This is a genomic window from Pantoea sp. JKS000250, from assembly GCF_003201065.1.
Lineage (GTDB): Bacteria > Pseudomonadota > Gammaproteobacteria > Enterobacterales > Enterobacteriaceae > Pantoea > Pantoea vagans.
Map to the genome: position 1 here is coordinate 3,059,557 of NZ_QICZ01000001.1, position 11,797 is coordinate 3,071,353.

An 11,797-nucleotide genomic window follows, 5' to 3' on the forward strand; every position below is an offset into this window, starting at 1 on the left:
AGGAAAACGCATAACAACGATGGCGATGAAAAAGTTGCTCATAGCGTCGCTGCTGTTTAGCAGCGCCACCGTTTACGGTGCAGACGATTTCGTGGTGAAGGATATTCATTTCGAAGGGCTGCAGCGAGTCGCCGTCGGCGCGGCTCTGCTGAGCATGCCAGTACGGGTTGGCGATACGGTGAATGACGATGATGTCAGAAATACCATTCGCTCGCTGTTCGCTACTGGCAACTTTGAGGATGTTCAGGTCCTGCGAGACGGTACAACGCTGATTGTCCAGGTCAAAGAACGTCCTACCATTGCCAGCATTACCTTCACCGGTAACAAAGCGGTGAAAGAGGATCAGCTCAAACAAAATCTGGAAGCTTCAGGTGTCCGTGTCGGCGAAGCGCTGGACCGTACTACCATCTCTTCTATCGAGAAGGGACTTGAAGACTTCTATTACAGCGTCGGTAAATATACCGCCAACGTGAAAGCCGTGGTCACGCCACTGCCGCGTAACCGCGTTGATCTGAAACTGGTCTTTACGGAAGGTGTCTCTGCCAAAATTCAGCAGATCAACATCGTCGGTAATAAAGCCTTCAGCTCCGATGAACTGATCTCCCGTTTCCAGCTGCGCGATGAAGTGCCATGGTGGAACGTGGTCGGCGATCGTAAATACCAGAAGCAGAAACTGGCGGGCGACCTTGAGACCCTGCGCAGCTTCTATCTGGATCGCGGTTATGCCCGCTTCAACATCGATTCGACTCAGGTCAGCCTGACGCCAGATAAAAAAGGCATCTACATCACGGTGAATATCACCGAAGGTGACCAGTACAAAATTGCTGGTGTGATCGTCAATGGCAGCATGGCGGGCCATTCAGCAGAAATTGAGCATCTGACCAAAATTCCTGCAGGCGAGCTTTATAACGGCGCCAAAGTCACGAAAATGGAAGATGACATCAAGAAACTGCTGGGCCGCTACGGCTATGCCTATCCGCGTGTCGCCACACAGCCTGAAATCAACGACGCCGATAAAACCGTAAAACTGCATATCAACGTCGATGCGGGTAACCGCTACTACGTGCGTAATGTCCGTTTCGAAGGCAATGACACCTCTAAAGACTCGGTGTTACGTCGCGAAATGCGTCAGATGGAAGGCGCATGGCTGGGCAGCGATCTGGTTGAGCAGGGTAAAGAGCGTCTGAACCGTACCGGTTACTTTGAAACCGTGGATGTGGATACGCAGCGTGTGCCTGGTTCGCCGGACCAGGTTGATGTGGTCTACAAGGTTAAAGAGCGTAACACCGGTACCTTTAACTTCGGCGTCGGCTACGGCACCGAAAGTGGTGTGAGCTTCCAGGTCGGGGTAACGCAGGATAACTGGCTGGGCACCGGTAATACCGTGGGCATCAGCGGCACCAAAAATGACTACCAGACCTATGCTGAATTCTCGCTTACTGACCCTTACTTCACCGTTGATGGTGTGAGTCTGGGTGGTCGTCTGTTCTATAACGACTTCAAAGCGGACAATGCGGATCTGTCTGACTATACCAACCGAAGTTATGGTCTGGATGGCACGCTTGGCTTCCCGGTTAACGAAAACAACACCCTGCGTGTCGGTCTGGGCTATGTCCACAATGACCTGTCAAACATGCAGCCGCAGGTTGCGATGTGGCGTTATCTGGATTCAGTCGGCAAGCCGCAGCAGTTAAATGACAAAGGCGAATTCTCAGCCGATGACTTCACCTTTAACTACGGCTGGACATACAACACGCTGGACCGTGGCTTCTTCCCGACATCTGGTAACCGTACCAACCTGAACGGTAAGGTAACGATTCCAGGCTCAGATAACAGCTTCTATAAGGCCACGCTGGACACCCAGCAGTATGTGCCGATTAACCAGGATCGTACCTGGGTGCTGCTGGGCCGTGGTCGTGTTGGCTATGGCGATGGTCTCGGCGGCAAAGAGATGCCGTTCTATGAGAACTTCTACGCCGGTGGCTCGAGCACCGTGCGTGGCTTCCAGTCCAACACCATTGGACCGAAAGCGGCTTACTACAATAACAACTCGTCGAACTGCCGCATTGCCGATCCAAATGGCGTCTGTAAGTCTGACGATGCGGTGGGCGGTAATGCCATGGCGATTGCCAGCCTTGAGCTGATTACGCCAACGCCGTTCCTGAGCGAGAAGTATGCTAACTCGGTGCGTACCTCGGTGTTTGTTGATACCGGTACTGCGTGGGATACCCACTGGGAAAACACCGCTGAAACACGTGCTGCGGGTATTCCTGACTACAGCGATCCAAACAATATCCGCGTATCAAGCGGTGTGGCGCTGCAGTGGATGTCACCGCTCGGCCCGCTGGTGTTCTCGTATGCCCAGCCGATTAAGAAAGTCGATGGAGACAAGTCAGAGCAGTTCCAGTTTAACATTGGTAAAACCTGGTAATGTTCTGAGCATGGATGCATAGCTGAAGTCTTGCTGCCGGGCAGCACTTGTTGCTGTTCCGGGGCAAACACTGTGTCGCTGACACAAACGTTGATGGTAAGGAGTTTATAGTGAAAAAGTTGTTGTGTGCCGCAGGTCTGGGTCTTGCTTTAGCGGTCTCCGCTGGTGTTCAGGCTGCTGACAAAATTGCAGTGGTAAACGTGTCCAGCATTTTCCAACAGTTACCGCAACGTGCGACTGTTGCTAAACAGCTGGAAAACGAGTTCAAAGGCCGTGCAACTGAGTTGCAGAGCCAGGAGCGCGATCTGCAAACCAAAATGCAGCGTCTGCAGCGTGACGGTTCTACCATGAAGGCCAGCGAACGCAGCCGTATGGAAAAAGATGTCATGTCACAGCGTGAAGCTTTCTCTTCAAAAGCGCAGGCTTTTGAGCAGGACAATCGCCGTCGTCAGATGGAAGAGCGTAATAAGCTGCTGAGCCGTATTCAGGATGCCGTGAAGAAAGTCGCTGACAGCGATGGTTACGACGTCGTGATCGACGCTAACGCGGTGGCTTATGCATCAAACGCAAAAGACATCACTGCTGACGTGCTGAAACAGGTTAAATAATTCATGTCATCTATTCGACTGGCTGATTTAGCCCAGCAGTTGGATGCAGAATTGCACGGAGATGGCGATATCGTCATCTCCGGCATTGCTTCTATGCAATCCGCCACAACTGGCCAAATCACTTTTCTTGCAAACAGCCGTTACCGCGAGCAACTCGCCCTGATAAAGGCCTCAGCCGTGGTGCTGACGGAAGCGGATCTGGAGTGGTGCAAAACCGCAGCGCTGGTAGTCAAAAATCCCTACCTGACCTATGCGCGTATGGCACAAATACTCGATACCACGCCACAGCCGGCGCAGAATATCGCCCCCAGCGCAGTCATCGATCCCTCAGCGCGACTTGGCAATAACGTTGCCATTGGTGCCAATGCGGTGATCGAAGCGGACGTTGAGCTGGGTGATAACGTAGTCATTGGTGCGGGATGCTTTGTGGGCAAAAAAACCCGTATCGGCAGCGGAACCCGTTTCTGGGCCAACGTCTCTGTGTATCACGAGATCGAAATCGGCCAGGATTGTCTGATTCAGTCAGGTACTGTCATTGGTTCTGATGGTTTCGGCTATGCCAACGATCGCGGTAACTGGGTGAAAATCCCGCAGTTAGGCGCGGTAATTATCGGCGATCGCGTCGAAATAGGTGCCTGCACCACCATCGATCGCGGTGCGCTTGATAACACTCTGATCGGCAATGGTGTTATCATAGACAACCAGTGCCAGATCGCTCACAACGTAGTTATTGGCGACAATACTGCGGTTGCAGGCGGTGTGATCATGGCGGGTAGTTTGAAAATTGGGCGTTACTGTATGATTGGCGGTGCCAGCGTCATTAACGGCCATATGGAAATCTGTGACAAAGTAACGGTGACCGGTATGGGTATGGTCATGCGTCCTATCACAGAGCCTGGTGTCTATTCGTCAGGCATTCCGCTGCAACCCAACAAAACCTGGCGCAAAACTGCAGCGCTGGTGATGAACATCGATGACATGAGCAAACGCTTAAAAGCCATCGAGCGCAAGGTCGGCAAAGACGACTAACCGCCATCCCAAAACTGACCGGCTTTCATAATAAAAATGTTAAGCAGGGAAGCCCGGCGCCACAGAACCTATTTGCGGCCTGCGGAAGATCATTTTGATCTGTGCAGGCCGTGTTATTGATGTCATCAGATTTTTAGGACAGGAAGAGTATTTTGACTACTGAAACTCATACTCTGAAAATTGAAGAGATTTTAGAGCTGCTGCCGCACCGCTATCCGTTTCTGCTGGTAGACCGCGTGCTGGAATTTGAAGAGCACAAATACCTGCGTGCAGTGAAGAACGTTTCTGTTAATGAACCGTTTTTCCAGGGGCATTTCCCTGGTAAACCGATTTTTCCTGGCGTTCTGATCCTGGAAGCGATGGCGCAGGCCACCGGTATTCTGGCGTTTAAAAGCGTAGGTAAACTGGAACCAGGTGAACTCTATTACTTTGCCGGTATCGACAGTGCCCGCTTCAAGCGCCCTGTGGTACCAGGCGACCAGATGATCATGGAAGTCACTTTCGAGAAAACCCGCCGTGGTCTGACCCGCTTTAAAGGCGTGGCGACTGTCGATGGTAAAATCGTTTGTGAAGCGACCATGATGTGTGCCCGCAGCCGGGAGGCATAATTCGTGATTGATCCAACCGCCACTATCCATCCCAGTTCTGTCATTGAAGAGGGCGCTGTTATTGGCGCCCGCGTTCACATTGGCCCGTTTTGCTTTATTGGCGCGAATGTTGAAATCGGTGAAGGAACGGTACTGAAGTCACACGTTGTGGTGAACGGCCACACGCGTATCGGTAAAGATAATCAGATCTATCAGTTTGCCTCTATTGGTGAAGTGAATCAGGATCTGAAATATGCCGGTGAGCCAACACGGGTTGAGATCGGCGATCGCAACCGCATCCGTGAAAGCGTGACGATTCATCGCGGCACCACGCAGGGTGGCCATGTCACCACGGTGGGCAGCGATAATCTGCTGATGGTGAATGTCCATATTGCGCATGACTGCGTGATTGGTAACCGCTGTATCTTCGCCAACAACGCCACCCTGGGTGGTCACGTGACGGTCGATGATTTCGCCATTATTGGCGGCATGACAGCGGTACATCAGTGGTGCATCATCGGTGCTCACGTGATGGTAGGTGGCTGTTCCGGCGTGGCGCAGGATGTGCCGCCTTACGTTATTGCGCAGGGCAACCACGCGACGCCGTTCGGGATCAATATCGAAGGTCTTAAGCGCCGTGGCTTCAGCAAAGAGTCGTTGCACGCGATTCGCAACGCCTACAAGCTGCTCTATCGCAGCGGCAGAACGCTGGAAGAAGTGAAGCCAGAAATCGAAGCCATCGCGCAGCAGCACAGCGAAGTGCAGCCTTTCTACGACTTCTTCACCCGTTCAACCCGTGGATTAATTCGTTAATCCATGTCAGCGCGTCCTTTAACGATTGCCCTGGTCGCCGGAGAAACCTCCGGCGATATTCTTGGTGCAGGTCTCATTCGTGCCCTGAAAGCCCGTCATCCTGATGCACGCTTTGTCGGCGTGGCGGGACCACTGATGCAGGCGGAAGGGTGCGAAGCCTGGTATGAGATGGAAGAGCTGGCGGTGATGGGCATTGTTGAGGTGCTGGGCCGCCTGCGACGTCTGCTGACAATCCGCCGCGATCTCACCCGGCGTTTTACCGAACTCAGACCCGATGTCTTTGTCGGGATTGATGCGCCCGATTTCAATATCACGCTGGAAGGCAACCTTAAACGCACGGGCATTCGCACGATCCACTATGTCAGTCCCTCGGTGTGGGCATGGCGGCAAAAGCGCGTGTTTAAAATTGGTCGTAACACCAATCTGGTGCTGGCCTTCCTGCCGTTTGAAAAAGCTTTCTACGATCGCTATAACGTTCCCTGTCGCTTTATCGGCCACACCATGGCAGATGCCATGCCGCTGCAACCTGATAAGCAGGCTGCGCGCCGTCATCTCGGCATTGCCGATGATGCACTCTGTCTGGCTTTGCTGCCCGGCAGCAGAGGCGCAGAAGTGGAAATGCTCAGCGCTGATTTCCTGAAAACAGCGCAATTGTTGCGTCGTCACTATCCGGCACTGGAAATCGTGGTGCCGCTGGTTAATGCCCGTCGCCGCGAACAGTTTGAAAAAATTAAAGCTGACGTCGCTCCTGAGCTGCCGATGCATCTGCTGGATGGTCAGGGACGTGAAGCGATGATTGCGAGCGATGCCGCACTCCTGGCGTCAGGTACTGCCGCACTGGAGTGCATGCTGGCAAAATGCCCTATGGTCGTCGGTTATCGCATGAAGCCGGCCACGTTCTGGCTGGCGAAACGGCTGGTAAAGACGCCTTATGTCTCTCTGCCGAATCTGCTGGCCGGGCGTGAGCTGGTCAAAGAGCTACTGCAGGATGAGTGTCAGCCAGAAGCCCTGGCCGCGGCGTTAGATCCGCTGCTGCATACCGGGCCTGAGCGCGAAACCCTGCTGCAGACGTTTCATGAATTACATCAACAGATCCGCTGGAACGCCGATGAGCAGGCAGCGGATGCGGTACTGGAGCTGGTGAATGCCTGATTTTATCTATCCTGTCGCCAGACTGATTGCCGGTGTGGACGAAGTGGGGCGCGGTCCGCTGGTCGGCGCGGTGGTCACTGCTGCCGTCATCCTCGACCCGGCTAATCCGATTACCGGTTTGGCTGACTCCAAGAAATTGTCGGAAAAGCGCCGCCTGTCATTGTATGACGAAATCAAAGAGAAGGCGCTGGCCTGGAGTCTGGGACGTGCAGAGCCGGAAGAGATTGATCAGTTCAACATTCTGCACGCCACTATGCTGGCGATGCAGCGCGCCGTTGATGGCCTGAGTATTCAGCCCGACTATGTGCTGATTGATGGTAATCGTTGTCCGGCGTTGCCAATGTCTTCACAGGCCGTGGTGAAAGGGGATAGCCTGGTGGCCGAAATCAGTGCAGCCTCCATCATCGCCAAAGTGTCGCGCGATCGTGAAATGGCCGAGCTGGATCTGCTGTTCCCGCAGTATGGTTTTGCGCAGCACAAAGGTTATCCGACGGCGCTGCATATGGAAAAACTGACGCAGTATGGCGCCACGCCGCACCACCGTCGCAGTTTTGCGCCTGTACGCAACGCGCTGCTCGACGCTGAAGTACTGGCTGCCCGCCAGATCCTTACGCTTTAATAGCCTGACGCTGTTTTAACCGGAAACTGATATGGCTGAACCCCGTTTTATACATCTGCGTGTCCATAGTGACTATTCGATGGTTGATGGCCTGGCGAAAACCGGGCCGTTGATCAAGAAGGCGGCTGCCCTTGGCATGCCTGCTATCGCGATTACCGACTTCACTAACCTGTGTGGTCTGGTGAAATTTTACGGTGGCGCACACAGCGCAGGGATAAAGCCGGTCATTGGTGCCGATTTTAACGTTGCCAGTGAGCTGATGGGAGATGAGCTGACCCAACTGACCGTGCTGGCGTCCAGTGATACCGGATACCAGAACCTGACGCTGTTGATCTCCCGCGCTTATCAGCGTGGTTATGGCGTGGACGGACCGATCATCGATCGCGACTGGCTGATTGAACTGCAGGAAGGGTTAATTCTGCTGTCGGGCGGGCGACGTGGCGACGTGGGCCGCAGCCTGTTGCGTGGCAACAATGCCCTGGTTTCGCAGTGTCTGTCGTTTTACCAGCAGCATTTCCCCGATCGCTACTATCTGGAACTGATCCGCACCGGTCGTCAGGACGAAGAGAGCTATCTGCATGCCGCCGTTGAACTGGCGATTGCCGAGGGCATCCCGGTCGTCGCCACCAATGAAGTCTGCTTTATCAACGCAGAAGATTTCGATGCGCACGAAATTCGCGTTGCCATTCACGACGGCTATACGCTGGACGATCCCAAGCGCCCGCGCAACTACAGTCCTCAGCAATATATGCGCAGCGAAGAGGAGATGTGCGAGCTGTTCTCGGATATCCCGGAAGCGCTGGAAAACAGCGTAGAGATTGCTAAGCGTTGTAACGTGACTGTCCGGCTCGGTGAGTACTTCCTGCCGCAGTTCCCGACCGGCGATATGACCACTGAAGATTATCTGGTGGTGAAATCCCGTGAGGGACTGGAAGAACGTCTGGTCTTCCTGTTCCCGGACGAGGCTGAGCGCGCGGAAAAACGCCCGGAATATGATGAGCGTCTGGAAATTGAACTCAACGTTATCAACCAGATGGGATTCCCCGGCTACTTCCTGATCGTAATGGAGTTCATCCAGTGGTCCAAAGATAACGGCGTGCCGGTCGGACCGGGCCGTGGTTCGGGTGCGGGTTCGCTGGTGGCCTATGCGCTGAAAATCACCGATATCGATCCGCTGGAATTTGACCTGCTGTTTGAACGCTTCCTGAACCCGGAACGTGTTTCGATGCCCGACTTTGACGTCGACTTCTGCATGGAGAAACGCGATCAGGTGATTGAACACGTCGCCGATATGTACGGTCGTGAAGCAGTTTCCCAGATTATTACCTTCGGTACCATGGCGGCGAAAGCGGTTATCCGCGATGTGGGTCGCGTGCTGGGGCATCCTTACGGCTTTGTTGACCGCATTTCAAAACTGATCCCGCCCGATCCCGGCATGACGCTGGAAAAAGCGTTTATTGCTGAACCACAACTTCCTGCGATGTATGACGCAGATGAAGAGGTTAAAGCGCTGATCGACATGGCGCGCAAGCTGGAAGGGGTTACGCGTAACGCCGGTAAGCATGCGGGTGGCGTGGTCATTGCGCCAACGAAGATCACCGATTTTGCGCCGCTCTATTGCGATGAGCACGGCCAGTTCCCGGTCACCCAGTTCGATAAAAATGATGTGGAATATGCCGGCCTGGTGAAGTTCGACTTCCTGGGACTGCGAACGCTGACCATCATCGACTGGGCACTGAAGATGATCAACCCGCGCCGGGAAAAAGAGGGACTGGAGCCGATCGATATCGCCGCGATCCCGCTGGATGACAAGAAAAGCTTCGATATGCTGCAGCGCTCGGAAACCACCGCGGTATTCCAGCTTGAATCGCGCGGCATGAAAGATCTGATTAAGCGTCTTAAGCCTGACTGCTTCGAAGATATGATCGCACTGGTGGCGCTGTTCCGCCCTGGTCCTCTGCAGTCCGGCATGGTAGATAACTTCATCGACCGTAAGCATGGCCGTGAAGCGATCTCCTATCCCGATATCCAGTGGCAGCACGAGAGCCTGAAGCCAGTGCTGGAGCCAACGTACGGCATCATCCTCTATCAGGAACAGGTGATGCAGATCGCCCAGGTCCTGTCCGGTTACACTCTGGGCGGTGCAGATATGCTGCGTCGCGCCATGGGTAAAAAGAAACCCGAGGAGATGGCTAAGCAGCGTTCAGTTTTCCGCGACGGTGCCGAAAGCATGGGCATCGACGGCGAACTGTCGATGAAGATCTTCGATCTGGTGGAAAAATTTGCAGGTTATGGCTTTAACAAGTCACACTCTGCGGCCTACGCACTGGTCTCCTATCAGACGCTGTGGCTGAAAGCGCACTATCCGGCTGAGTTTATGGCGGCGGTGATGACCGCCGATATGGATAACACCGAGAAAGTGGTCGGCCTGGTCGATGAGTGCTGGCGGATGGGGCTGAAGGTCCTGCCGCCCGATATTAACTCCGGTCTCTATCCGTTCCACGTTAACGAAGCGGGCGAGATCGTGTACGGCATAGGCGCGATCAAAGGCGTGGGCGAAGGTCCGATCGAAGCGATCATCGACGCCCGTAACGAAGGCGGCTATTTCCGCGAACTGTTTGATCTCTGCGCCCGTACCGACACCAAAAAGATCAACCGTCGGGTGATGGAGAAACTGATCATGTCCGGGGCCTTTGATCGCCTCGGACCGCACCGCGCCGCGCTGATGAGTGCACTCAGCGACGCGCTGAAAGCGGCCGATCAGCACGCGAAAGCGGAAGCGATTGGTCAGGCGGATATGTTTGGCGTGCTGGCAGAAGAGCCAGAGCAGGTGGAGAAATCATACGCCAGCGTCACGCCGTGGCCTGAGCAGGTGCAGCTGGATGGTGAACGGGAAACGCTGGGGTTATACCTGACCGGCCACCCGATTAATCAGTATCTGAAAGAAATTGAGCGTTACGTTGGCGGGGTGCGGCTGAAAGATATGCATCCTACCGATCGGGGGAAAATTACCGTGGCGGCCGGTCTGGTGATCGCCGCGCGGGTAATGGTGACCAAACGCGGCAACCGAATTGGTATCTGTACTCTGGACGATCGCTCCGGTCGTCTTGAGGTGATGTTATTTACCGATGCGTTAGATAAATACCAGCAGTTGCTGGAGAAAGACCGAATCCTGATCGTCAGCGGACAGGTCAGCTTTGATGACTTCAGTGGTGGGCTTAAAATGACCGCGCGTGAAGTCATGGACATCGACGAAGCTCGCGAAAAATACGCGCGCGGACTTGCTATCTCGCTGACGGACAGGCAAATTGATGACCAGCTATTAAACCGACTCCGTCAGTCCCTGGAACCCCATCGATCAGGGACTATTCCGGTACATCTCTATTATCAGAGAGCCGACGCGCGAGCGAAGCTGCGCTTTGGTGCAGCGTGGCGTATTTCGCCCAGCGATCGTTTACTTAACGATCTGCGCTCGTTGATTGGATCGGAGCAGGTGGAACTGGAGTTTGACTAGAACAGGAACATTATGAGTCTTAATTACCTGGATTTTGAACAGCCAATTGCAGAACTGGAAGCGAAGATTGATTCGCTGACCTCAATTGGTCGTCAGGATGATAAACACGTTAATCTGGATGAAGAAGTTCAGCGTCTGCGTGAGAAAAGCGTTGAGCTGACCCGTAAAATCTTCGCCGATTTGGGCGCATGGCAGATTGCCCAACTGGCACGCCATCCTTTACGTCCTTACACCTTTGACTACGTTCGCAACGCTTTCGACGATTTCGATGAGCTGGCGGGCGACCGTGCTTATGCGGATGACAAAGCGATTGTCGGCGGGATTGCGCGTCTTGATGGACGTCCGGTGATGATCATCGGGCACCAGAAAGGCCGTGAAACTAAAGAGAAGATTCGCCGTAACTTCGGCATGCCTGCACCGGAAGGCTATCGTAAAGCGCTGCGCCTGATGGAGATGGCTGAACGTTTCAAAATGCCAATCATCACCTTCATCGACACACCGGGTGCTTATCCGGGCGTGGGCGCGGAAGAGCGTGGGCAGTCTGAAGCGATTGCCCGCAACCTGCGTGAAATGTCTGGCCTGAAAGTGCCGGTGATCTGTACGGTCATCGGTGAAGGCGGTTCAGGTGGCGCGCTGGCGATTGGCGTGGGTGATAAAGTGAATATGCTGCAGTACAGCACCTATTCAGTGATCTCACCAGAAGGTTGCGCCTCCATTCTGTGGAAAAGCGCTGACAAAGCGCCGCTGGCCGCTGAAGCGATGGGCATTACCGCGCATCGTCTGAAAGAGCTGAAGCTGATTGACTCCGTGATCCCTGAGCCGCTGGGTGGCGCACATCGCCGTCCGGTGGATATGGCGCAGTCACTCAAGCAGCAGCTGCTGGCTGACCTGGCCGACCTCGATGGATTAACCACCGAAGAGCTGCTGGATCGTCGTTATCAGCGTCTGATGAGCTACGGCTACGCCTGATTTTAGCTCATCCATAAAAGCGGACTCCGGTCCGCTTTTTTTATGCCGCCAGTTCAGTCCCCGCACGCGGTCTGA

The 11,797-nt window shown here is 54.3% G+C and carries 9 protein-coding genes; all 9 read left to right on the top strand.

The window, feature by feature from the left end:
- Positions 1-19: 19 nt before the first annotated feature.
- Positions 20-2,431: an outer membrane protein assembly factor BamA gene (bamA, locus tag BY447_RS14375; RefSeq protein WP_013356845.1), complete on the top strand. Its 2,412-nt coding sequence runs from the start codon at positions 20-22 to the stop codon at positions 2,429-2,431.
- Positions 2,432-2,541: 110 nt separating this feature from the next.
- Positions 2,542-3,039: a molecular chaperone Skp gene (gene skp, locus BY447_RS14380; protein WP_003852644.1), complete on the top strand. Its 498-nt coding sequence runs from the start codon at positions 2,542-2,544 to the stop codon at positions 3,037-3,039.
- A 3-nt stretch (positions 3,040-3,042) separates the two neighbouring features.
- Positions 3,043-4,068 (top strand): UDP-3-O-(3-hydroxymyristoyl)glucosamine N-acyltransferase, encoded by a 1,026-nt coding sequence (gene lpxD / locus BY447_RS14385; RefSeq protein WP_110331398.1) that lies wholly within the window; start codon positions 3,043-3,045, stop codon positions 4,066-4,068.
- 152 nt (positions 4,069-4,220) lie between these two features.
- Positions 4,221-4,676, top strand: a complete 456-nt coding sequence (gene fabZ / locus BY447_RS14390) for a 3-hydroxyacyl-ACP dehydratase FabZ (protein WP_003852639.1) — start codon at positions 4,221-4,223, stop codon at positions 4,674-4,676.
- A gap of 3 nt (positions 4,677-4,679) precedes the next feature.
- Entirely contained in the window at positions 4,680-5,468 is a 789-nt protein-coding gene (gene lpxA, locus BY447_RS14395; protein WP_013356847.1) for an acyl-ACP--UDP-N-acetylglucosamine O-acyltransferase, read from the top strand.
- A gap of 3 nt (positions 5,469-5,471) precedes the next feature.
- Complete coding sequence (gene lpxB / locus BY447_RS14400; protein WP_110331399.1) at positions 5,472-6,620, top strand: lipid-A-disaccharide synthase; 1,149 nt, start codon at positions 5,472-5,474, stop codon at positions 6,618-6,620.
- A complete protein-coding gene (rnhB, locus tag BY447_RS14405) occupies positions 6,613-7,239 on the top strand; it encodes a ribonuclease HII (protein ID WP_110331400.1) in 627 nt (208 codons plus the stop codon). The genes lpxB and rnhB overlap by 8 nt, the downstream gene beginning before the upstream one ends.
- A 31-nt stretch (positions 7,240-7,270) precedes the next feature.
- Complete coding sequence (gene dnaE / locus BY447_RS14410) at positions 7,271-10,753, top strand: DNA polymerase III subunit alpha (RefSeq protein ID WP_013356850.1); 3,483 nt, start codon at positions 7,271-7,273, stop codon at positions 10,751-10,753.
- Positions 10,754-10,765: 12 nt separating this feature from the next.
- On the top strand, positions 10,766-11,722 hold the full coding sequence (accA, locus tag BY447_RS14415) for an acetyl-CoA carboxylase carboxyl transferase subunit alpha (RefSeq protein WP_013356851.1): 957 nt from the start codon (positions 10,766-10,768) through the stop codon (positions 11,720-11,722).
- Positions 11,723-11,797 lie beyond the last annotated feature (75 nt).

What these genes read in the sequence shown, in the direction of transcription:
- bamA (WP_013356845.1), top strand. Translation starts at nt 20, where the DNA reads ATGGCGATGAAAAAGTTGCTCATAGCGTCGCTGCTGTTTAGCAGCGCC.
- lpxD (WP_110331398.1), top strand. Translation starts at nt 3,043, where the DNA reads ATGTCATCTATTCGACTGGCTGATTTAGCCCAGCAGTTGGATGCAGAA.
- lpxB (WP_110331399.1), top strand. Translation starts at nt 5,472, where the DNA reads ATGTCAGCGCGTCCTTTAACGATTGCCCTGGTCGCCGGAGAAACCTCC.
- rnhB (WP_110331400.1), top strand. Translation starts at nt 6,613, where the DNA reads ATGCCTGATTTTATCTATCCTGTCGCCAGACTGATTGCCGGTGTGGAC.
- dnaE (WP_013356850.1), top strand. Translation starts at nt 7,271, where the DNA reads ATGGCTGAACCCCGTTTTATACATCTGCGTGTCCATAGTGACTATTCG.
- accA (WP_013356851.1), top strand. Translation starts at nt 10,766, where the DNA reads ATGAGTCTTAATTACCTGGATTTTGAACAGCCAATTGCAGAACTGGAA.